Here is a 23,450-nt window from a genome sequence, read left to right as displayed (position 1 = left end):
ATTATGAGAAAACTAGCAATATGCCCCGGGAGCTTTGATCCAGTTACAAATGGGCACTTAGATATTATCAGTCGCGGTGCAAAAGTATTTGAAGAGGTAGTAGTTACAGTGTTTAATAACCAATCTAAATCACCACTTTTTACTGTCGAAGAAAGAAAACAGTTATTAGAGGAAACATTAAAGGATTTCCCGAATGTGCGGGTTGATTCTTCCAGTGGATTACTGATGGATTATGCGAGAGAAATTGGTGCAACTGCTGTTATTAGAGGGTTGCGTGCAGTCAGTGATTTTGAATATGAGATGCAGATTACTTCGATGAACCGGAAATTAAATGAAGATGTGGAAACCTTATTTATGATGACAAATACAAAATATTCTTTCTTAAGCTCAAGCATGGTAAAGGAAGCAGCTAAATACCAGGGGAATATTTCTGGTCTCGTTCCAGATGTTGTAGAGCAGGCACTTAAGGAGAAGTATAAATAAAAAAGTTGAATGCATGAATTCTGTTCATTACATAATAAGCTCAACTTATATATTTATCTGTTCATAGTGTACAACAAAAGAGAGCCGGATGAGGCCCTCTTTTGTTGTACACTATGAATATAATTTATCTCTTTTTTATTTTATAGATAATAATAAAGATAGCTGCTGCTAAACTTAAGATAGTTATTGACGGGCCAATATTCTGTAAAAAATAGTAAGTATTCATCCAAACGGAGGAATCCTGCATGGTTGCAGCGGGAATTTCATTAGAGTTGATAACGATTCGATCGAGATATAGCGGTTTGTATAATAAAACAGTTAAAATAACAGCAATCGTGCCATGTAAGAGCCGGGCTAAGAAATATGGGTAGAAACGGATATCTGTCTTGGCTAAAATACTGGCAACCTGCGCTTGTATGGATAAACCGTTAAATCCAAGGATGAAACTGATTAAAATTGCTTTTTGCAATAGTGAATCAGTTGCTACTTGAGATATTAAATTTGATCCAACAGTAATTTCGAATAACCCTGATATAAATGGCAGTCCCAATTCTTTTGGCATTTCGAAAATAGGAAGAACCGGTTCAATAAAAGCTGCAATCATTGGTGTTATATCCATCAGAAAAAGAAGTTTAATTAATACAGAAAATAAAATAATAAAACCGCCGACCATAACAAGTGTCTGGATCGAATTTAATACGGCATCTCCTAATATTTCGCCAAAAGGGCGAGTATTCTTTAAACGGTTTCGGTGCATCTCTTGAAATGCTCTTTTCAGTGAAAATGGATATCTTTTTTTCTTGGTCAAGTGCTGTTCCTGTTTCTTTCCATGAAAACGCATGATGACTCCGACGATAGTATTTGCTGAATAATGGCAAATTGCCAGCAGCAAACCCAGCTTAATGTTATAAAAAAAACCGGCAGAAATGGCTCCGAATATAAAGAGTGGACTTGAATTATTTGTGAAGGATACCAGCCTTTCAGCCTCTATCTGCGTTACTTGTTTTTCTTCCCGGAGCCGAGCTGCTATTTTTGCTCCTGTCGGGTAACCGCTCGCCATTCCCATGATCCACCCGAAACTGCCTGCACCGGGTATATTAAATAACGGCCTCATAATCGGTTCAAATAAAACACCTAAAAATTTAACAACCCCAAATGCTAATAATAACTCAGCTGTTATAAAAAATGGTAACAGAGACGGGAAGACAACCTCCCACCACATATTTAATCCGCGGATAGCTGCCTCTAATGCCTGATCCGGAAATCTTATTAAACTAAGGCATAAAAAAATTGATATGCCAGCATAACCGAGCGTTTTTAGTTTTTGCTTCAATCTGATGTCCCCCTATTAGAAAGAAAGCGTCATTATGTTGCCTGTACTTTCTGTAATGAAGTATCCACTCTGTACAATTATTGTGGGAAGTAGTAGAATAATGCTAGCTTGTCCGATGTATAATATTGCTAAAATAAAATTGTTATATAAGATATATACGCGAATACCATATAAAAATATGCCATAGATATATTTTTAGTAAAGGTGCCGGGAAGGGGAATAACAAGTGTTTCGTTTATCAAAAAAAAGAATTATAGGTTTATTAGCCATTGTGTTAATTGTTTATTTTTTAGGAGTTTATCAATTACCGTATTATATACAAAAACCAGGCGGGGCTGACCCGCTAGATCCAATTGTAGAGGTAGAAGACAGCTATCCAAGCGAGGGTGATATGCATTTAGTAACAGTCAGTGGAATGCAGGCGACACCCGTTTTGTACGCCGCTGCTTTATTATTACCACATCATGATATTCTGCCGTTAGATCAGGTATTCCCGGAAGGAATGTCCCAGGAAGACTACATGGCTGCACAGCTTCAAGTGATGGAAAGCTCACAGCAAGCCGCAACAGTGGTTGCTTATGAAGCGGCTGATAAAGATATAGAAATTTCGTATAATGGTGTATATGTAGTGGCGGCGGTAGAAGGGCTGCCTGCAGAAGGTAAATTAGAAAGCGGCGACCGTATTACTGGAATTGATGATACAGAAGTTCATGAATCTCAGGATTTGATTAATTATATTGACGGGAAAGAAGCGGGAGATACTGTAACTGTTATGTATGAAAGAGATGATGAAGAGCATACAGCAGATCTGGAGTTAGAACCGTTAGATGATGAAGGCAGCCGTATAGGGATTGGAATTAATCTTGTGACAGACCGGGGAGTTACGGTAAATCCAAAAATTCATTTTTCCAGCGGAAGTATCGGCGGTCCAAGTGCAGGGCTTATGTTTTCATTAGAGATTTATGATCAGTTGGTAGAAGAAGACTTAACAAATGGTAAACAAATCGGCGGAACTGGTGAAATTGATTATGAAGGAAATGTTGGCAGGATTGGCGGAGTGGACAAGAAAGTGGTGGCATCTGACAAAGAGGGTGTGGACATTTTCTTTGCTCCAAACGAAGGAGGGAGAGAAGGCTCTAATTATCAAGTAGCGGTTGAGACTGCAGAAAGTATAGGAACAGACATGGAAATCGTTCCAGTGGATACTTTTGAAGATGCGGTAGAGTATTTAGAAAGCATTGCTGATGAATAAAATAAAAGGGATTTCTGTATCACATATCAGTAGTGATGCGGAAATCCTTTTTTCGTGTCAATTTACTTATTTTAAAAATGGAGCAGCTATCAGTCTCTCTTCTAATACTGTGAATTTAATCCGGATGTAATTTCTTTAATATCAAGTGTTTCTGCCGTTTCATCCCCAGTGAAAGAAGAACGAAACGCTCACTGAAAGGATTTTACTTTATAATAATCGGAGATTTAATTTCCTGCAAGAAGAATTTGCGATGTTTACTGCCGGTTAAGACACTGTAATATGCTTTGGCGGCTCTCTCTTCTATTTGCAGGAATGGATGCTGTATTTGATTGATTTTTGTAATAAACGGGAGACCTGCTTGCTTTTTCTGCTGATTCAGATAAGCCTGTCCAGTTTTATTCATAGCAAGAATCCGCATGTATCCTACATTATTTGCAAGCATTGTTCCTTCCTTTTTTGTGTTCGTTAAAATATGAACAAATATACGCTGAAGCCTGGTCCATGTGTACCGTTTTGTTTTTAAAGCAGCCATCCATTCTTGAAAAGATGAAGCGTCTGAAGCGGTACGTATGATTCGATATTCAAGTCCTTCAACAATGCCTTCTATTTGTTTTAATTCGGTCAAAGTCATTGTTTGTACACGGTATTTTAAAAAAGGAAAATATAATTCCCAATCATGCCAGCAGCCTGCTTTATATTTATAACTTTTTAAAATATCTAAAGTAGCTGCCGGCATTGTTTCTGCAGCCGATTCAGATGCAGAAGGATTTTTAAGCACTTCTTTACGGATACTTGTTGCGCTGGCAATATTTCCAGTAATGGCAGTATCATGATAATTATTCTGAATACGTTTAATGGTAACAGGCTTTATAGGGTACTGAGAGTCTTTAATTGCCTGAACGTAACTTAAACCTAATATATTATTCGGTTTGGACACATCAAGTATATCAGAAATGCCAAAAATACTTTGATAAGCTTTCGTTGCTGCATCAGGGTATGCGTACCCCTCATTTAAGTATATTTTCACGTGGGCTTCATATTGATCATGATGCAGTTTTTTGAGCAGATAAGCATCCGAAAAAGAATGGATATTCCCCGATTCACTGCCAAAGCATATTGAATTTACTCCAGAATGATAGAGGATATCAATCGCTCCCTTGGCAAAATAATCACTATACTGAACAGCATAAACATAAGGCAGCTCTATAACCAGATCTACTCCCCCAAGAATTGCTGCTTTAGCCCGGCTGAATTTATCCATAATAGCAGGTTCTCCACGCTGTAAGAAGTTCCCGCTCATAACAGCAACAACACAATCAGCATTTGTTTTTTCCTTTGCCTGTTTTAAATGATATTGATGCCCATAGTGGAAAGGGTTATATTCTACAACTAAACCGCAAGCTTTCATGCACTCACCTCTATTTTTAAGTAATTCTATTTTAACATATTCAGAGCTGTAAACAGATTTACGATAAATATGTATTTTGTTTGGATATTCATTTATAAAAGGTTATAATTTCTTACATATTAAGCACGCAACTTTCGCATCTTAAAAAATAACTTGCTTATCATTAAGACATGTGTTGATCATTCCTTCCACCTATCTCTTGATAAAGCATAAACGCTAGCTGGAAAGAAGGTAATACGTGAGGCTACCGCTGCGGCGGACCGTTTTGCTTTCCTGGGGGCATGCTCTTTAGCTAACTTTTGCCAAGAAGAGCACTTGGCAAAAGTGGATCTTCAGATGATGCTAAGTCAAAACGGTCCGCCTCCGCTAGCAGGGGATTCTATACCTTTTAATACAATTGAGCCAATAGAAATTAGATAGTAAAGAACATATTTTTCGTGGTGCATATAAAAATGTCCCATCACGATTACTTTCTGTTCATAAAAGCTATTCCTGGTATTTACTATTCATGCTGTGTAGTGTGTCATTGTTTCAATTGCCACGTTAACCATTTGGGCCACTAAAATAGTCTTTTTATCAAGCAAAAAGCGATTATTTCATCCAGCTCTATCAGGATATGATTTCTTTCATTCGCTGTAGAAGCCTAACTGAGCGCAGACCAACCACGGAGACTCCTATGGGAACAGGGCGAGCTGAAGATCCACTTGAAAAGCGGTTTTCTTTTCAAGTTAGCTGAAGCCGTCCCCATGGAAAGCGTAGTGGTTGGTCGGAGCGGCGCTATACACAATCTGCATTTCAATAAAAAAGGTGACAAAATGCAAGCAGGACAATGAAGAACATGCTTATCCTTGTAAGCTATAGATATTTATTCTTAGGTGCGAAAATTGAGTTAAGCATTAAAATAATAATAATAAAAGCAAAAGAATGATATAAGAGAAAAATGCTGCCAAAATGATTGTAACGGATGTTTTGTACTTATTTTGTTAGGTAATACTACTTCTGTAAAGAAAATATATTGACAAACGTGGCATTTTCTTTTATCATTTATCTTGTTGCCTAGAGGTGATTTTAATGAAATTAACTATTAATCAGATTAGAAAAGGTTCCGTAAATGAGCCGTATTTCTTTGATGGCCAAGCAGATGTGACAGAACTGGAAATGATGAATAATGATATTCGTAAAATTTCTCCAGTGCATGTGACTGGACAAGTAACCATGCATGGTGAAGAGTTCTATGTGAACTTTCATTTAAAAGGAGAAATGACACTCCCTTGTGCCCGTACATTGGTGGATGTTCCTTATCCGTTTGAAATAGATGCAAGTGAGGTTTTTTCTGCGTCTGCTTATTATGGAAGAGAAGAACAGGAACAAGAAATTCATCCAATTCAGGGAGAAGTTCTTGACTTAACACCATATATCAAGGAAAATATATTATTGGAAATTCCATTCCGCGTTTTTGCTGATAACGCTGATTCGGATGAGGCAGCTCCTTCTAGTGGGAAGGACTGGGAATTTGTATCTGAAACTAAGGAAGAGAAGTCCATCGATCCAAGACTAAAAAAATTGGAATCTCTCCTTAATAATAAGCCGAAAGAAAAATAAGAATCTGATTCAAGTTTTACTTTCATTTTGAAGGAGGTGTAAGTCATGGCAGTACCTAAAAGAAGAACTTCCAAAAAAGTAAAAAACCAACGCCGTACGCATAAAAAATTACACGTACCTGGTATGGTAGAATGCTCTAACTGTGGTGAATTAACAAAACCTCATCATGTTTGCAAATCTTGCGGACATTATGATGGAAAAGAAGTTGTAAGTAACTAATTCCAATTAATAAAAGCAGATCACAATACGGTGGTCTGTTTTTTTATGGAGAAAATGAAGTGATTTGGATAATTTTAATATAAAACGATTCTAGCATACCTATTTTTTGCATACATTGATAGCAAACCCTATTAGGAGGTATGTTATGAACGATACAAGACAGGATGCTTGGACGGAAGAAGAGGACCAATTATTAGCAGATACAGTATTACAATGTATTCAGGAGGGCAGAACACAATTAGAAGCATTTAAAGAAGTTGCCGAAAAATTATCCAGAACAGCGGCAGCATGCGGATTTCGCTGGAATGCAAAGATAAGGAAGCAATGTCAGGAGCAGGTTCAGGCTGCAAAAGAAAAAAGAAAAGCAGGGTTAAAGCAGCGAATTACTTATCCGGCAATAGAATCTTCCTCCATTCATTCTATTGATACTGCTATTCAACTGCTAGAAAAAATGCGGACAGATATGCCGCAGCAGGAAGATTTTGTGAAGCGGGAAGAGTTAAATGAAGCCCTGCAGGAAAACAGAGATCTAAAAAAGCGGGTTGAAGTATATGAAACTGTATGGGGGAAAATAAATCATCTTATAGAGGATGTTCAGAAGACCCGTTTGTAAACCACATCGTCCGGATTTCCGGGAATCAAATTAAATCCTTTTTAAATGTGAAAAAAGACAGGAAGCTTATTGCTTCGTGTCTTTTTCTTTAACGCCTTCAGGTAACCAGAGTAATGGATTTTCTCCCAGATCACGTTCCATTTCATAATGCGGCTTGATAAAGTTCATCTTTTCCCAGAAATCATGTGAGTTAATTCTTGGACTTGTTTTGATAGGGAGATGAAAGCTTTTTGCATAATCTACAAGTGCTTTTCCGTAACCTTTTCCTTGATAGTCAGGAAGTACTTCTAATTTCCACAATGTCAGATAATCCTGCGAAGGTTCAAAGTAAAAATCATATTTCTTACTCACTTCATACAAACTCATTCTGGCTATTAAGTTATCACCAATATAGATTCCGTAAAAAGGAGATTTACTATTATTCTCAATAATCTTATTCTGCAAATCTTCCATCATCGTCAATTCCTGATTTCCGTATTCACGAAAACGCTTAAATTTCTCCAGTGTTTTAAAATTGATGAGTAAATTTTCTATCTTTACATTCCCCATATTAACTCCTCCTGCATAGTGTAGTATCATATTCATTAAGAACATTTAAAGATGAATGTGGATTTCCTTCTTTGTCTAAATTATAATACATACAAGACAAATTTAAAATTATTTCTGTTATTTTCATACAAAATCAGCTAAAATGAATCACATCGCTCTATCTTTTTAATGAATTATTTGTGTTTTAGGCAGGGGGGAGAGAATGAGAGATTATATTTATTATACACTAGCTCTTTTTATTGCATTTCCATTTATTATTACTTTTTTGGCATATTGGATAACGAAGCTTACTAAAAAACATACATGGAAAGCGGTACATAATGCTGTCCAGTGGTCAGCGATATTTTTTATCTTAGGTGTCGGGATTTTATTACAGCTTTTATTTGGCCGAAGTTTTTTCGGATGGATCATCCTGTTGTTCTTAATCAGTCTGGCGGGGATTTTAATTCAGCAATATCGAAATCAGACAGAAATAGAAGTTTCTAAAGCAATTAAAATTGTTTGGAGAAGTGCATTTTTATTGTTTTCTTCCGCTTACATTATTTTAGGCTTCATTTATATTATCTCTGAGGTTTTATCATAAGGAAGCTCCAATTTATTTCCTCGGGGAGCAGATTAGTTTGATTCTTATAGTTTTTTCTGTACAATACGGAATGTATCCAATTCGATATAAGGGGAAAATGATATGCAGATAAATCCATTAACTTTACCAGCTGCTAATAAATTGGCAGCTGATTATAAAAATGAAGCAGATAATATAACAAAATTGTTTGATTACCATCCATATAAGGATTTTCATAAACGGCTGCTAGATGTATCAGAAAGAGATTTTAACCGGGATGAGCTGACAAATGTATTACATAAATTAAATAAGGAATGGGGAGCACCAGAAGAAACGTTAAAGCAAATTGACCGTTTAAATGATAAGCAGAGTACAGTTGTTATCGGCGGCCAGCAAGCTGGTCTCTTAACTGGCCCTATCTATACGATTAATAAAATTATTTCTATTCTTCAGCTGGCGAAACAGCAGGAAGAAGCATTGGGAACACCTGTTATTCCAGTATTCTGGATTGCCGGAGAAGATCATGACTTTGAGGAAATAAATCATATTCACTGTCCAAAAAAAGACGGAGATTTTAAAAAATTAAAGTTTCGTACCCGGGATACAGGTGCCGGAAAGAAGTCTGTATCAGAACTGGAGCTGGATAAGCAGGAGCTTGAAAAGTGGATTGCAGCTGTTTTTGAAGAACTGCCGGAAACAGCACATACGAAAGATATCTGTTCGTTGATTCAGGAAGTACAGAATCAAGCAGCTAATTATATTGATTTCTTTGCACGCCTTATTTTTGTGCTGTTTGAAAACCAGGGTATTGTCCTCGTAGACTCGGGGAATCCTGCATTCCGAAAGCTGGAAACAGATTGTTTTCTGGAATTGATTCAAAAACAATCGCAAATTAGTAACTCTGTGGCTGAAACTCTGAAAGAATTAGAAAGGCTTGAATACCCACTTGCAATTGATGCTGAAAAATCAGATGGGAATTTATTTTACCATGATGATATACAAGGAAGAATTTTGTTGAAAGCAACTGAAAATGGGAGCTGGATTGGAAAACAGCAGGAAATTTCTTTTTCGCAGCAGGAATTGATGAATATTGCCAGAAATACACCTTGGAAATTGAGTAATAACGTCGTAACCAGACCGATCATGCAGGAATATATGTTTCCTACTTTGGCTTTTATAGCCGGACCTGGCGAAATTGCCTATTGGGCCGCATTGAAATCGGGTTTTCATGTAATGAACTTGCTAATGCCGCCAGTTGTTCCAAGACTTTCATTCACGTTTTTAGACGCTTCTACGAAAAAAATATTAACAAAATATCATTTGGGTGTTAAAGATGTTATATTAAATGGGACTCAGGCAACAAGGAAAGCGTATATGGAAACGAACGGACGTCAGGAAATAGACCAGGTAACGGACGGAGTTATTGAAAAAATTAAAGAGGCACATCTGCCTATTCAGAATATGGCTGACGAAATGGGAGACGATATACAGGCTTTAAGTAAAAAGAATCTAACCTATTTGTTAGAGGATATTCGATTTATGAACAAACGTTTTCATAAAGAATTTGAGAAGAAATATTCTCAGGAATTAAATGAATTTAATCAGCTGGAGCAGATCCTTCATCCACATGGAGGTCTGCAGGAGCGTATTTGGAATCCGTTATTTTTATTGAATCATTATGGTATGGGAATTATTTCACAGCTGACTGCATTTCCACTTGATATGGAAAAAGGACATTGGGTGGTTGAATAATTTCTCCCCACTAGTCCCCACCACAGATTTATATTTTTTTGAAAAACTGTCTATCTATTGATATGACAGTTTTTTTTGTGATTTTAGAAAAGGAATTCAGGCACTTTAAGAGAAGGATATAAAATATTTTTGAATAAATGGTGGAGCATAGTGGGGGGATGTGGTATTATGAATTTACGAAAGTGGGGGGCGTCTTTATGTTTATGGGAGAATTCCTGCATAGCATTGATACAAAAGGACGAATCATTGTTCCTTCTAAGTTTAGAGAAGACTTAGGGACAAGTTTTGTATTGACGCGCGGTCTTGATAAATGTTTATTCGCTTACCCCAAGGATGAATGGGAAGTTTTGGAAGGAAAGTTAAAGCAGCTCCCACTGACTAAAAAGGATGCCCGTGCTTTTACACGTTTCTTTTTCTCCGGTGCAATGGAATGTGAAATAGATAAACAGGGAAGAATAAACATTCCTGCAAATCTGCGAGCGTACGCTAATTTGGAAAAAGATTGCAGTGTGATTGGCGTTTCGAATCGTGTTGAGCTTTGGGCCAGCGATCACTGGAATACGTATGTGGAAGAATCTGAAGAATCATTTGCAGAAATCGCTGAGAATCTAATGGATTTTGATATTTAAATGATAGGGATGTTTAAAAGTCCGCTAAAAATGGCGAATCGAGAAAAGGAACTTCTAATAAGTATGGGTGTCGCTGAAGTCATCACAACAAGCGCAGATTTGTTAGCTTGTTCTTCCGTTGAGTTTTGCGCTGCTTCGAACTTCTCGGTCCTTTTTAACAGCCTTTTGAACAAGTATTAAAAAAGTTGGTGGCTTAGATGTTTGAACATTATAGTGTTTTAAAAGAAGAAACAATAAAAGGGCTGGAAATAAAGCCGGACGGTATCTATGTCGATTGTACTGTCGGTGGTGGCGGCCATTCTTTGGAAATTGCATCAAGACTTGATAAAAACGGCAGGCTTTTTGCTTTTGATCAGGATATACAGGCATTAGAGGCTGCAAAAAAGACGTTGAGTGCATATATGGAGAGAATTACATTTATACACTCAAACTTTCAAGGACTGCAAGAAAACCTCTCAGAACAGGGTGTTACACATGTTGACGGGATTCTTTTCGATTTAGGTGTATCTTCTCCACAGCTTGACCAGGCTGATAGAGGCTTCAGTTATCAGCAGGATGCAAAATTAGATATGCGTATGAATCAGTCCCAATCGCTTTCGGCATATGAAGTCGTGAATGAGTGGAGCTATGAACAACTGGTATCTATCTTTTTCAGGTATGGTGAGGAGAAATTCTCCAAAGGGATTGCCCGAAGGATTGAAAAGGAAAGAGAGACAAGGCCAATTGAAACAACAGGAGAGCTGGTAGAAATTATTAAAGATGCTATTCCTGCCCCCGCCCGCAGAAAAGGCGGTCATCCGGCGAAGCGTATTTTTCAGGCAATACGTATTGCTGTAAATGATGAGCTGGAAGTATTTAACCAGGCACTTCATCAGGCTGCTGAAGTAGTAGGTAAAAATGGAAGGATTGCAGTAATTACATTCCATTCATTAGAAGACCGTCTTTGTAAACAGGCTTTTAAAATGTGGAGTACAGATAAGCCCGTTCCCAGACAAATTCCTATTGTACCAGAATCACATCAGGCTCCTTTTAAACTGATAACAAGAAAACCAATTATAGCTCAAATGGATGAACTGGACGAAAATAGACGATCACGTTCAGCAAAATTACGGATTGTCGAAAAAATAAATGAATGGAATAATGATTTCCGTTATGAAGAAGGGTGGAAAAAGAGATGAGCGAAAACCAGGCAAGAAATTGGCAAGTAAACCCCCGATATAATCCTCAAGAAGAATCCCAAACAGTAGTCAGAAAGGTAAAGAAAACGCCTTGGATTACCAAAGGAGAAAAAGTGATTTATTCCATTACAGGTGCTGCAATTTTAGCATTTGGAATTGGTATCGTTTCTTTTGCATCTGGAACAGACTCTTTGAATCGTGGTATGCAGAATGTAGAAACCAATATAAACAACCAAAAAATTATAAATGAAAATTTAAATTTTGAGAAGGAAGAATTATCACGCCCTGAGAGAATTACTGATATTGCGGAGAAAAATGGATTGAAAATCCAAAATTCGGAAGTGAAACAAGCAGAAACAGTTAACAACTAGCAAGGGGTTTCTTTAAAATGAAAAAAAATAAAACGGCAAACATAATGGCCGGTGTTTATACGCTGATTTTTGTTGCCCTGTTCCTTGTCATTGCAGGAAGATTTTTGTATATACAAGCAACCGGCGAAGTTAGTGGTGTTGCGTTGGGTGAATGGGCAGAGAAGCAGCGTTCGGCTTCTTTTACAATGCAGGCACAACGAGGAAAAATCATGGATAAAAATGGTATGGTTTTGGCCTATGACCGCCCCGCATATCGAATGTATGCTGTACTAGATGAAGCTTACTCCGAAAATTCACCAAAAGCCCTGCATGTTTCAAATACAGAGGAAACAGCGGAAAAGCTGGCACCTATTTTAGAAGTGGATGAAAATGAAATAAAAAGTATACTGGATGATGCAGTTAATACAGGGAAATTCCAGGTTGAATTTGGAAAGCTGGGACGTCAGCTTTCCCAGCAGGTTAAAGAGGAAATAGAGGATACAGAAATTCCGGGAATTTACTTCGATGAAGAACCTATGCGTTATTATCCAAATGGTATATTTGCATCGCACATTATTGGTTTTGCCCGTGAGATAGAGGAAGAAACCGAGGATGGTATCGAACATAATATTACTGGTGTAACTGGCATGGAAAATGTCATGAATGAAGTTCTTGGCGGGAAGGATGGATTTATTTCATATCAGCGAGACCGGTATAACAAGAAATTATTGGATCCGGATGAGATTATCCAAGAACCGGAAGATGGAGATTCTGTTTATTTAACACTTGACCAAAAAATTCAAACCTTGTTGGATGATGTAATGACCCAAGTGGATGAGCAATATAATCCTGCAAAGATGAACGCCATTATTATGGACCCGAAAACAGGTGAAATTCTTGCCATGAGTACCCGTCCAACCTACAATCCGAATAGTCCTGACAATGTTGAAAACTGGTATAATGATCCGATTTCTTCTCCTTTTGAACCAGGCTCTACCTTCAAGATTTTTACATGGGCAGCAGCCATTGAAGAAGGTGTCTATAATGGAGAAGAGACATTTAAATCTGGAACCTACCAGCCTAACGAAAGAATTGAAAAAATCAGAGATCACAACCAGGGAGAGGGCTGGGGAGAAATTTCTTATGATGAAGGTTTTATGCGTTCTTCCAACGTAGCTGCGTCTAAGTTGCTCTGGGAAGAAATTGGAGCAGATAAATACTATGAATATATTAAGGCGTTTGGTTTTGAAGATCCGACCGGAATTGATCTTCCTGATGAAGCTGTCGGCCGCATTCAATATAATTGGCCTTCCGAAAAGTTAAGAACGGCCTTTGGGCAGGGAACAACTGTTACTCCTATCCAGCAAATGAAAGCTGCTTCAGCGGTTGTTAATGACGGAAAAATGGTGAAGCCTTATGTCGTAGATAAGATTGTTGATGCTACAACAGGAAACGTTATGGAAGAAACAGAGCCGGAATATGTAGGACAGCCGATTTCAGCAGAAACAGCAGAACAAATGAGAGGATTGCTGACCTCTGTAGTAAATGATGAGAATGGAACTGGTGCACCATATAAGTTAGATGATTATATTGTCGGTGGTAAAACAGGGACAGCGCAAATGCCGGATCCTGAAGGTGGCGGCTATTTAACAGGAAGAGAGAACTACGTGTTTTCGTTTCTGGGGATGGCTCCTATGGACAACCCTCAATTAATGGTTTATGTGTCCATCCAGCAGCCGGAACTTGAGGATACAGAATCAGGTTCGGCACCTCTTTCATTTATTTTTAATAATGTCGTAGAAAATAGTCTACATTATTTAGATGTAGAACCAGATGAAGATGAATCCGACGGTATTGATGAAGTAGAATTCCCGGAAGTAGTGGATGAATCTACAGAAAATATTCAATCTGATTTAGAAGAAAAAGGTCTGCGGCCGATTGTAATCGGAGAAGGAGAAAAAATTATTTCAAGTAATGTGGAAGCGGGAGAAAAAGTATTACCAAATGAAAAAGTTCTATTACTTACTGACGAACCAACAATGCCGGATTTAGCAGGGTGGTCATTAAGAGAAGTAATGGAATTTGCTAATATGCTGCAATTACAGACAGAAAGATTTGGTAATGGTTATGTTACTTCGCAAAGCATCGAGGTAGGGAAACCAATTCAAGAGGGTGACTATTTAGGCTTCGAATTAGAAATACCTTCTGGAGAGACATCGTCTGATGACAATGATGATAACGATGATAGTGAAGATGATGAAGCAGATACAGAAAATGATGAAGAGAATGCAGCAGAGAACGAAGATTCGGAAGAAGAATAAAAGAAAAGCTTGCCGAAAAAATAATTATTTTTTCGGCAAGCTTTTTTCGATGAAAAAGGATGCTCAAAAAGTCTAATAAAGAGGACAAGGTGATTAAAGGATCTTCTGCAAAGATAGCTTGTTCTATTCCATTTTTTTCATTCATATAGTGGATACAAAGCATGATGAAAGGAGTTCTTTCATGAAACGCGCATCCACAATTATAATAAAAAAACGAATTGTCACTGTTTTTTTATTTGCGATTCTAATTTTTCTTGTCATTATTGCGAGGCTGGCCTATGTTCAGCTCGTATTAGGTGATGATTTATCAGACAGTGCCAATGATTTATGGACAAGAGATATAACTTTCGCTGCGGAAAGAGGCTACATTCTTGATTCTGAAGGGGAAATTCTTGCAGAGAATGTAACTGCACCTACAGTCTTATTAATGCCGCGGCAAATTAAGGAACCTGAGAACACTGCCAAGCTTTTGGGGGAGATTCTCGATGTGCCGACAGAAAGAATGATGGAATTAGTTACACAAAATTCCATGAGTGTTATGGTGAGGCCTGAGGGTATCAAAGTTAATAACGAGCAGGAACAGGCGATCAGGGAATTAGATTTAGATGGTGTTTATTTAGCGAAGGATTCAAAGCGCCATTATCCAAATCACAGTGCTTTATCGCATGTGCTGGGCTTTACTGGTATAGATAACCAGGGATTGATGGGACTTGAATTATACTATGATGATAAATTAAAAGGAGAGAATGGAAGCCTATCATTTTACTCAGATGCAAAGGGAGGAAGATTAGATCAGCTTGCGGATGAATACAAATCTCCTAAAGATGGTTTGAATTTAAAAACAACGATTAACAATAAAGTAACAACAATTATGGAAAGAGAGCTGGACCAAATTGTAGCGAAGTATAATCCGGATGGAGCAATGGCGATTGCCGTTGACCCCAAAACAGGTGGTGTTCTGGGGATGTCGAGCCGTCCGAATTTTGATCCGGAGAATTATCAGGATGTGGATGCTTCTATATTTGGAAGAAATCTGCCTATTTGGAGTACGTATGAGCCTGGATCAACATTTAAAATTATTACTTTAGCTGCTGCTTTAGAAGAAGGAGTCGTTGATTTAGAAAAAGATCGATATTATGATGATGGTGATATTAAGGTGGGCGGGGCAACGATTCATTGCTGGAAGCGTGGAGGACACGGAGATCAGTCTTATTTAGAGGTTGTCCAAAACTCCTGTAACCCGGGATTTGTAAATTTAGGACAAATGATTGGAACAGAAAAGCTGTTTTCATATATTGATGCCTTTGGATTTGGTAAAAAGACAGGAATTGATCTGCAGGGGGAAGGAAATGGAATACTCTTTAAACCGGAAAATGTTGGACCAGTTGAATTAGCGACGACATCCTTTGGACAAGGAGTTTCTGTAACACCGATACAACAGGTGATGGCTGTTGCTGCAACTGTAAATGGCGGTTATTTATATGAACCGATGATTGCCAAGGAATGGGTCGATCCTGTTACAGGAGAAGTTGTTGAATCCTATGAGCCTCATTTGAAGGGGCAAGTAATCTCTCAGGAAACATCTAAAACGATTCGGGAAACATTAGAAACAGTAGTCGCTCAAGGAACAGGAAGACCTGCTTATGTTGATGGATATCGTGTTGGCGGTAAGACGGGTACGGCTCAAAAAGTAGGACCGAACGGCGGTTATTTAGAAAATAATTATATTGTATCCTTTATCGGTTTTGCGCCTGCGGATGATCCGGAAATTGTCGTTTATCTGGCTGTTGACAATCCAAAAAATACGATTCAATTCGGTGGTGTCGTTGCTGCACCTGTTGTCGGAACGATTATTGATGACAGTCTGCGGGCGATGGGAGTAGAGAAGCGTACAGATGGGTTAGAGAAAGAATATGCCTGGCCTGACCAGCCTAAAATAGAAGTGCCGGATTTTATAGGAGACAGTACCGATAAATTGGCCGAGTATCCTTTAGATCTTTCCATTGAAGTTAACGGTGAAGGAGAAGAAATTATTGACCAGTCACCAAAAGCGGGAACAATGCTAGAATCTGGAAGTACCATCCGGTTATTTTTAGGTCATGAAAATAATCGTTAAATCCAAAAAAATTTGCTATAATAGATTCTGTTATCTTTACTACAAATATTAAAATGTAAACAACAGCTTTTCTGAAGTGAAAACTTACTCGACAACCCTCTTAAACCAAAGATTGGTTGAGAATACATTAAAGGGAAAAGAATAGAAATAGGGTGTAAAAATGAAACTTAAACAACTATTAGATGGAATAGGATTCTATCAGACAACAGAATCAATACAGAATATAGAAATTGTAAATGTAGAAATGGATTCCAGAAAAGTAGAATCAGGGAGTTTGTTTGTATGTATTGAAGGTTATACCGTAGACGGTCATGACTTTCTAAAGCAGGCAATAGACAATGGAGCTGCAGCAGCAGTTATCTGCAAAGACGTGGATGTTGACGGGAGTGTCCCGCTCATCCGCGTAAAGGATACAGGACGTGCTTTGGCAATGCTTGCAGCTGCGTACTATGATTATCCGACAACAAAATTCCCGCTGATCGGTGTTACTGGTACGAACGGGAAAACAACAACTACCTACTTATTAGATACTATTTTTGAAAAACAGGGTAAGAAATCCGGTATCATTGGAAGCATCCAGGTGAAAATCGGTAATGAAACATTCCCGGTAGCTAACACAACACCTGATGCGTTAGAGTTAAATCGTATTTTCCATCAAATGCAGGAAAAGGAAGCAGAGCAGGTTATTATGGAAGTTTCTTCGCATGCCTTAGACATGGGAAGAGTTTTTGGCTGTGATTATGATATTGGTATTTTTACAAATCTGTCGCAGGATCACCTTGATTATCACAAGGATATGGATGATTATTTGCGGGCGAAGAGTCTTCTCTTTTCGGGATTAGGAAATGATTATCATCAGGGTAAGAAGAAATATGCTATTATCAATGAGGATGATAAATCCAGTGATTTATTAAAACGCAGTACGGCCCAGCAGATAATCACATACAGCTGTAAACAGGATGCAGATGTTATGGCAAAAAATATTATCTTATCTCCTGCCGGTGTAGCTTTTAATCTTGTGACACCAATTGGGACAACATATATAAAAACCCATTTAATCGGCATGTTCAATGTGTATAATATGCTTGCGGCAAGCAGCGCTGCAATCGCATCTAATGTAGATTTGGAAGTGATTAAAGAGGCTTTGGAGGATATTAAAGGGGTGGACGGCCGGTTTGAGCCGATTAATGAAGGACAGGATTTTTCTGTGATTGTTGATTTTGCACATACTCCTGATTCCCTGGAGAATGTCTTGCAAACCAGCCGCGAATTTGCGAAGCGTAAAGTTTATGTTGTAGTTGGATGCGGAGGAGATCGTGACCGCACGAAACGTCCATTAATGGCAGATGTTGCTGTGAAGTATGCGGATCATGCGCTATTTACATCTGACAATCCGCGCACAGAGGACCCGGTGCAAATTTTAGATGATATGACAAGCCATTTATCTGGTGAAGAAGCAGATTTTGAAGTAATTGTTGACCGCACAGAAGCAATTACACATGCAGTAGGACTTGCTCAAAAAGATGATATTATTCTGATTGCAGGTAAAGGGCATGAAACCTACCAGATTGTCGGCACAACAAAATATGATTTTGATGATCGCCAGGTTGCCAGGGCAGCAATTAAAGAGAAGGGGGAGTAAAGCATGTTGTTTACTGCATCACAATTAATGGAATTATTCCCCCGGCATCAAGGGAATGTACCTGCCGGTCTAGAAATTCATGAAGTGAGTAAAGATAGTCGTGCCAATTCTAATAATGGACTTTATGTGCCTATTTCCGGTGAACGATTTGACGGACATCAATTTATTGAGGGAGCAGTGGATAATGGAGCAGTTGCAACCTTTTGGCAAAAGGAAATACCGCTTCCCAAAAATCTTCCTTCCTCTCTTCTGATTCTGTTTGTAGAGGATACGGTAAAGGCTTTGCAGGAGCTTGCAGTTGCTTACCGTAAGAAAATTAATCCAACTGTAATAGGCATTACTGGATCAAATGGGAAAACAACTACGAAAGATTTGGCAAAAGCTGTTTTACAGACAACCTTTAAAACGCACGCAACAATGGGAAATTTCAATAATCATATTGGACTTCCGTTAACGATTTTATCTATGGATCAGGAGACAGAAGTGCTGATTTTGGAAATGGGCATGAACCACTTTGGAGAAATAGAGCTTTTAAGTAATATAGGTAAGCCTGATATAGCGATAATTACAAATATTGACGGGCAGCATATTGAAAACCTGGGTTCCAAAGAGGGAATTGCCAAAGCTAAATTAGAAATTGTTTCAGGAATAAAGCCTGCGGGTATGTTAATTATTGACGGGGATGAACCTCTTTTGACTGATGCCGCAGTACCAGTTCGTAAAACACTGGTGGGTCTTGGTAAGAACAATGATGTCATTGTCAGTAATATAGCAGTTGAAGAAACGGTAACTACTTTTGAGATTGACAAGGAATCCTATCAAATTCCGCTCCTGGGAAGGCATCATGCGAAAAATGCAGCTTATATTATTAAGCTGGCTTATGAACTGGGAATAACATCGGAGGCAATTCAAAAAGCATTTGGGCAATTAGAGATGACAAAAATGCGCTTTGAAAAACATGAGGGAAAAAGAGGTATTACAGTAATTAACGATGCTTATAATGCTTCCCCCGCATCTATGAAGGCATCCATTCAAGTAGTGGAAGAAATGAAAGGATATCATCATAAAATCCTTATTCTTGGTGATATTTTAGAGCTTGGTGATTATGCGGAAGAATTCCATAGGGGTATCGCAGATGTGATTAATTCTGAGATTACAGCTGTGTACACGTATGGAAACAATTCCTATTACATACATGATGAGCTGAAAAGCAAGCTTCCTGAGCTGCCTGCTGTACATTTAGCGGACAAAGATGAACTTGCAGACCATGTAGAAAAATATTTGCAACCGGGAAATCTTATCTTGCTGAAGGCATCAAGAGGAATGAAATTTGAAACATTTTTAGAGCAATTATGTTAAAGAGGATCTTATAGGTGTGTTTAAAACAAACAGTCAGGAAATGGAATCAGTGCGGAATATTGGGAGTTAAAGAATAAAACCCATGTGAATTGCGCTGATTCTATCGTGTTTTTTTAAGACATCTATAGAAGGTTACAAATGAGGTGGAGAGAAAATGAATATTACAGGTTTATTAATTACAATCGCAGTAGCGTTTCTTATTACAGTTCTTCTATCTCCAATTTTTATCCCTTTTTTAAGACGATTAAAGTTTGGACAAAGTATTAGAGAAGAAGGCCCGGAATCTCATCAAAAGAAATCAGGAACCCCGACAATGGGCGGAATTATGATTGTTTTCAGTATTGTCATTACATCACTGATTATGGGAATGAGAACGGACAGTGGAATAGGTTATGAATTATGGTTATTACTTTTTGTATTATTTGGCTATGGTTTATTAGGATTTTTAGATGACTATATAAAAGTAGCGATGAAACGAAACTTAGGATTAACATCGAAACAGAAGCTATTTGGGCAAATTATTATTGCACTTATATTTTATTTTGTTTTACGCGGACAAGATTTCTCAACAGAGATAGCAATTCCGGGGACATCCTTTCAATTTGATATTGGCTGGTTTTATGCAGTTCTTATTATTGTAATGCTTGTAGGAGCTTCCAATGCTGTTAACTTAACAGATGGATTAGATGGTTTATTGGCGGGTACAGCAGCAATTGCATTTGGCGCTTTTGCAATTATTGCATGGTATGGCGTGCCTAACGATATGGTAACCGTTTTTTCTTTAGCTGTGGTTGGCGCTTTACTTGGATTTTTAGTATTTAATGCGCATCCTGCCAAAGTGTTTATGGGAGACACGGGATCATTGGCACTGGGCGGAGCTATTGCAGCAATTGCAATACTTTTGAAGCTGGAGATTTTATTAATTATTATTGGCGGTGTGTTTGTTATTGAAACATTATCCGTTATTATTCAGGTTATTTCTTTTAAAACAACTGGAAAGCGTATTTTCAAAATGAGTCCGTTACATCACCATTATGAATTAGTAGGATGGTCTGAGTGGAGAGTCGTTACAACGTTCTGGTTTGCCGGACTCCTATTTGCAATTCTTGCAATTTATATTGAGGTGGGTATGTAATGAAGACAATGAAACAATTTCCGGAAAAAGTGCTTGTCTTAGGCTTAGCCCGAAGCGGTACCGCTGCTGCCAGAGTCCTTTTAGACAGCGGAAAAGATGTAACAGTGAATGATCAGGCAGCATCCTATGAGGATGCTTTTGTTCAGGAGCTTCAGAAAAGAGGAGCGCACGTTGTACTTGGTTCTCACCCTTTGAGTATTTTAGAAGGTATAGAGATAGTCGTCAAAAATCCCGGCATCCGGTATGACCATCCGATTATTGCAGAAGCATTAAGGCAAAAACTTCCAGTAATTACAGAAGTGGAGCTTGTATCTTACTTAACGCAGCAGCCTGTCATTGGAATCACCGGTTCAAATGGGAAAACAACAACTACGACGTTGATTACAGAGATGCTGAAATATAGTGATTGCAATGTGAAGCTTGCCGGCAATATTGGAATTGCAGCAACGGAAGTAGCACAAACAATGCAGGCGGATGAAAGAATGGTTATTGAGCTCTCATCCTTTCAATTACAGGGAATATCAGGATTTCGTCCGACTACAGCAGTGCTGTTAAATATTTATGAAGCGCATCTGGATTATCATGGTGATTTGGAAAGCTATGTGAATGCAAAATGTAATATATTTAAAAATCAGCAAGCGGATGATTATCTTGTATATAATGCGGATGATTCTACTCTTAAGAAAAGAGTAATTCATACCAATGCAAAAAAAATTCCGTTTTCCGTAACGGCAAAGCTGGATCAGGAAGGTGTCTGGACAGATGAAACGCATGTATACTTTTTTGATGAAGCAATTATACAGCTCGAAGATATCGTTCTGGTCGGAAAACATAATTTAGAGAACATCCTGGCGGCAGTTGCGGCAGCAAAACTAAATGGAGCAACAAATGAAGGTATTCAGCATGTCTTAAAAACTTTTTCCGGTGTGAAGCATCGTTTGGAGTTTGTTGGAATGAAACAAGGCCGCTATGTTTATAATGATTCTAAAGCAACAAATATATTAGCTACTCAAAAAGCATTGGATTCTTTTAAAAAAGGAATTGTGCTGCTTGCAGGCGGTCTGGACCGCGGGAATGAATTCGATGAGCTCATTCCTCATATGGAAAATGTAAAAGCAATGGTTGTATTTGGGGAGACTGCTTCAAAATTAGAGCGTATAGGAAGAGAAGCAGGCGTCCAGGTGATAAAGTATGCAGAGGACGTTAATGATGCTGCGAAGACCGGATTTTCATTAACAGAGGCTGGAGATATTCTGTTGCTCTCCCCGGCATGCGCAAGCTGGGATCAGTATAAAACATTTGAAGAAAGAGGAGACATATTTGTTCAAGCTGTTCATACAATAAATTAAGGGGCTTGAACAAATAATGGATCAGGGATAATAATAGTAAACAAACTCGGACAAGCCGATCAGTAAATAGTATATTTCAAAATGCCCCTATTTCCTAAGTTTAATTTCATGGAAAGAAGGGGTCTTTTTGTACAAGTTCATTCAAAATCAAAATAAAGTTGATAAAATATTATTTGGAATAATTATTCTTCTATTATGTTTTGGTGTATTAATGGTTTATAGTTCATCCTATATCTGGTCAGAGTATAAGTTCAATGATTCATTTTATTACCTGAAACGACAGCTTTTATTTGCTGGAATCGGATTTATCGGGATGATCGTTATCTCTTATTTTCCTTATTATATGTGGAAAAAGTATGCAAAAATATTATTATTTGCTTGTTTTGCTCTCCTCATACTTGTACTTATCCCGGGCATTGGTATGGTTCGCGGTGGAGCGCAGAGCTGGATTGGCATAGGTGCATTCAGTATTCAGCCATCTGAATTTATGAAATTAGGGCTGATCATTTTTTTGGCTGCTATTCTGTCTGACCATCAAAAATACATTACTTCTTTTAAAAAGGGCTTCCTGCCATGCCTGCTTTTAATTTTTACTGCATTTGGTCTTATTATGCTTCAGCCTGATTTAGGCACAGGAATGGTGCTTGTGCTGACATGTATGATTATGCTTTTTGTAGCCGGGGCCAGACTGTCTCATTTTTTTGGCTTAGCGGGTATCGGGGTACTCGGATTTATCGGATTGATAGCTTCTGCTCCCTACCGGATTAACCGGATATTAGCCTTTTTGAATCCGTGGGAAGATCCTTTAGGGGACGGGTTTCAAATTATTCAATCTCTCTATGCTATTGGGCCGGGGGGACTGATGGGACTGGGGTTAGGTAATAGCCTGCAAAAATATTTTTATCTTCCTGAACCACAGACGGATTTTATTTTTTCTATAATTGGAGAAGAACTAGGTTTAATTGGAGGTTGTACAACTATTCTATTGTTTTTTCTGTTATTATGGAGAGGAATTAAAATTGCAATTGAAGCACCGGATTTATTTAGCAGACTGTTAGCAATTGGAGTAGCGGGTATGCTGGCGTTACAAGCGATGATTAACATTAGTGTTGTTATAGGATTGATTCCAGTTACAGGAATTACACTTCCTTTTCTCAGCTATGGAGGTTCTTCGTTAACATTGACTCTTTGTGCAGTAGGTATTCTGCTAAGTATCAGCAGACATGCCAAAAGTATGGAGAAAAGTACGAAACCAATCATTTAAACTATTAGGAAATAAGCCTGCATTAAAATTTATCGATGATAGATCAGATATCATCAGGTGATTTTACGGATTACTGCAGGATGAGTAATCTTAACCGGCGGAAAATAATATGTTTCCGCCGGCTACGAACTCATTTCCTCCATGCAAAACGTATGTCAGCTCATTATTGACACAACGTTTTTTACACTTTCCCACATGAGACTCCATGTTTTTCCTTCGTCAGCCAGTTGCATAACTATATGTATACCTTCATTTCAGCTACAGTTTTAAACCAATCTTTTTTTCGTTTAGAAAATGAGTGTGTGCATTATTATTTATAATTTAAAGAAAGATA

General features: G+C 38.1%; 21 protein-coding genes. 18 read left to right on the top strand and 3 right to left on the bottom strand.

Annotation, left to right across the window (positions count from 1 at the left end; genetic code table 11):
- Positions 1 to 3 precede the first annotated feature (3 nt).
- A complete protein-coding gene (gene coaD / locus IEX29_RS22315; RefSeq protein ID WP_188737393.1) occupies positions 4 to 483 on the top strand; it encodes a pantetheine-phosphate adenylyltransferase in 480 nt (159 codons plus the stop codon).
- Between the two features lie 124 nt (positions 484 to 607).
- Here coaD and spoVV read toward each other — a convergent pair whose 3' ends face one another.
- The gene (gene spoVV, locus IEX29_RS22310) at positions 608 to 1,816 is read right to left on the bottom strand and encodes a dipicolinic acid transporter SpoVV (protein WP_188737391.1); all 1,209 of its coding nucleotides are present in this window, start codon (positions 1,814 to 1,816) and stop codon (positions 608 to 610) included.
- A 226-nt stretch (positions 1,817 to 2,042) separates the two neighbouring features.
- Here spoVV and IEX29_RS22305 point away from each other — a divergent pair, with 226 nt between their 5' ends.
- Both IEX29_RS22305 and IEX29_RS26875 read left to right on the top strand, forming a co-directional pair.
- Positions 2,043 to 3,068 carry a SepM family pheromone-processing serine protease gene (locus IEX29_RS22305; protein ID WP_188737389.1) on the top strand — a complete coding sequence of 342 codons (1,026 nt, stop codon included), beginning with the start codon at positions 2,043 to 2,045 and terminating at the stop codon, positions 3,066 to 3,068.
- Positions 3,061 to 3,198: a hypothetical protein gene (locus tag IEX29_RS26875; RefSeq protein ID WP_229720337.1), complete on the top strand. Its 138-nt coding sequence runs from the start codon at positions 3,061 to 3,063 to the stop codon at positions 3,196 to 3,198. The genes IEX29_RS22305 and IEX29_RS26875 overlap by 8 nt, the downstream gene beginning before the upstream one ends.
- A gap of 72 nt (positions 3,199 to 3,270) precedes the next feature.
- Here IEX29_RS26875 and IEX29_RS22300 read toward each other — a convergent pair whose 3' ends face one another.
- On the bottom strand, positions 3,271 to 4,476 hold the full coding sequence (locus tag IEX29_RS22300) for a nucleotidyltransferase (protein WP_188737387.1): 1,206 nt from the start codon (positions 4,474 to 4,476) through the stop codon (positions 3,271 to 3,273).
- 1,071 nt (positions 4,477 to 5,547) lie between these two features.
- On the opposite strand from IEX29_RS22300, the gene IEX29_RS22295 reads away from it, so the two are divergent.
- The 3 genes from IEX29_RS22295 to IEX29_RS22285 all read left to right on the top strand — a co-directional run bounded on the left by IEX29_RS22295 (position 5,548) and on the right by IEX29_RS22285 (position 6,910).
- Entirely contained in the window at positions 5,548 to 6,078 is a 531-nt protein-coding gene (locus tag IEX29_RS22295) for a YceD family protein (protein ID WP_188737386.1), read from the top strand.
- 45 nt (positions 6,079 to 6,123) lie between these two features.
- Positions 6,124 to 6,297, top strand: coding sequence for a 50S ribosomal protein L32 (gene rpmF / locus IEX29_RS22290; RefSeq protein ID WP_077601073.1), 174 nt, complete (start codon positions 6,124 to 6,126; stop codon positions 6,295 to 6,297).
- 145 nt (positions 6,298 to 6,442) lie between these two features.
- Entirely contained in the window at positions 6,443 to 6,910 is a 468-nt protein-coding gene (locus IEX29_RS22285) for a Myb-like DNA-binding domain-containing protein (RefSeq protein WP_188737384.1), read from the top strand.
- A 66-nt stretch (positions 6,911 to 6,976) separates the two neighbouring features.
- On the opposite strand, the gene IEX29_RS22280 is transcribed toward IEX29_RS22285, so the two are convergent.
- Positions 6,977 to 7,459 (bottom strand): N-acetyltransferase, encoded by a 483-nt coding sequence (locus IEX29_RS22280; protein ID WP_188737382.1) that lies wholly within the window; start codon positions 7,457 to 7,459, stop codon positions 6,977 to 6,979.
- Between the two features lie 202 nt (positions 7,460 to 7,661).
- Between IEX29_RS22280 and IEX29_RS22275 the strand changes: the two genes are divergently transcribed.
- The 12 genes from IEX29_RS22275 (at position 7,662) to spoVE (ending at position 23,116) form a co-directional block, all read left to right on the top strand.
- The gene (locus tag IEX29_RS22275; RefSeq protein WP_188737380.1) at positions 7,662 to 8,042 is read left to right on the top strand and encodes a DUF3397 domain-containing protein; all 381 of its coding nucleotides are present in this window, start codon (positions 7,662 to 7,664) and stop codon (positions 8,040 to 8,042) included.
- A 102-nt stretch (positions 8,043 to 8,144) separates the two neighbouring features.
- Complete coding sequence (bshC, locus tag IEX29_RS22270) at positions 8,145 to 9,773, top strand: bacillithiol biosynthesis cysteine-adding enzyme BshC (protein WP_188737378.1); 1,629 nt, start codon at positions 8,145 to 8,147, stop codon at positions 9,771 to 9,773.
- A gap of 197 nt (positions 9,774 to 9,970) precedes the next feature.
- Positions 9,971 to 10,402 (top strand): division/cell wall cluster transcriptional repressor MraZ, encoded by a 432-nt coding sequence (gene mraZ / locus IEX29_RS22265; protein ID WP_188737376.1) that lies wholly within the window; start codon positions 9,971 to 9,973, stop codon positions 10,400 to 10,402.
- A 197-nt stretch (positions 10,403 to 10,599) separates the two neighbouring features.
- The gene (gene rsmH, locus IEX29_RS22260; RefSeq protein WP_188737374.1) at positions 10,600 to 11,580 is read left to right on the top strand and encodes a 16S rRNA (cytosine(1402)-N(4))-methyltransferase RsmH; all 981 of its coding nucleotides are present in this window, start codon (positions 10,600 to 10,602) and stop codon (positions 11,578 to 11,580) included.
- Positions 11,565 to 11,951, top strand: a complete 387-nt coding sequence (gene ftsL, locus IEX29_RS22255; protein WP_229720336.1) for a cell division protein FtsL — start codon at positions 11,565 to 11,567, stop codon at positions 11,949 to 11,951. The genes rsmH and ftsL overlap by 16 nt, the downstream gene beginning before the upstream one ends.
- A gap of 17 nt (positions 11,952 to 11,968) precedes the next feature.
- Positions 11,969 to 14,251 (top strand): penicillin-binding protein, encoded by a 2,283-nt coding sequence (locus IEX29_RS22250; protein WP_188737372.1) that lies wholly within the window; start codon positions 11,969 to 11,971, stop codon positions 14,249 to 14,251.
- A gap of 181 nt (positions 14,252 to 14,432) precedes the next feature.
- Positions 14,433 to 16,367 (top strand): stage V sporulation protein D, encoded by a 1,935-nt coding sequence (locus IEX29_RS22245; RefSeq protein ID WP_188737370.1) that lies wholly within the window; start codon positions 14,433 to 14,435, stop codon positions 16,365 to 16,367.
- A 160-nt stretch (positions 16,368 to 16,527) separates the two neighbouring features.
- On the top strand, positions 16,528 to 18,009 hold the full coding sequence (locus IEX29_RS22240) for a UDP-N-acetylmuramoyl-L-alanyl-D-glutamate--2,6-diaminopimelate ligase (RefSeq protein WP_188737367.1): 1,482 nt from the start codon (positions 16,528 to 16,530) through the stop codon (positions 18,007 to 18,009).
- A gap of 3 nt (positions 18,010 to 18,012) precedes the next feature.
- Entirely contained in the window at positions 18,013 to 19,368 is a 1,356-nt protein-coding gene (locus IEX29_RS22235; RefSeq protein WP_188737365.1) for a UDP-N-acetylmuramoyl-tripeptide--D-alanyl-D-alanine ligase, read from the top strand.
- Between the two features lie 154 nt (positions 19,369 to 19,522).
- On the top strand, positions 19,523 to 20,503 hold the full coding sequence (mraY, locus tag IEX29_RS22230; RefSeq protein WP_188737363.1) for a phospho-N-acetylmuramoyl-pentapeptide-transferase: 981 nt from the start codon (positions 19,523 to 19,525) through the stop codon (positions 20,501 to 20,503).
- Entirely contained in the window at positions 20,503 to 21,852 is a 1,350-nt protein-coding gene (murD, locus tag IEX29_RS22225) for a UDP-N-acetylmuramoyl-L-alanine--D-glutamate ligase (protein ID WP_188737362.1), read from the top strand. The genes mraY and murD overlap by 1 nt, the downstream gene beginning before the upstream one ends.
- Before the next feature lie 127 nt (positions 21,853 to 21,979).
- Positions 21,980 to 23,116: a stage V sporulation protein E gene (gene spoVE, locus IEX29_RS22220; protein ID WP_188737360.1), complete on the top strand. Its 1,137-nt coding sequence runs from the start codon at positions 21,980 to 21,982 to the stop codon at positions 23,114 to 23,116.
- Positions 23,117 to 23,450: the final 334 nt, after the last annotated feature.

The sequence above is a fragment of the Oceanobacillus neutriphilus genome (genome assembly GCF_014645515.1).
Taxonomy (GTDB): domain Bacteria; phylum Bacillota; class Bacilli; order Bacillales; family Amphibacillaceae; genus Oceanobacillus; species Oceanobacillus neutriphilus.
Note: the sequence above shows the minus strand (reverse complement) of the source record. Positions and strands in the feature narration are given on the sequence as shown.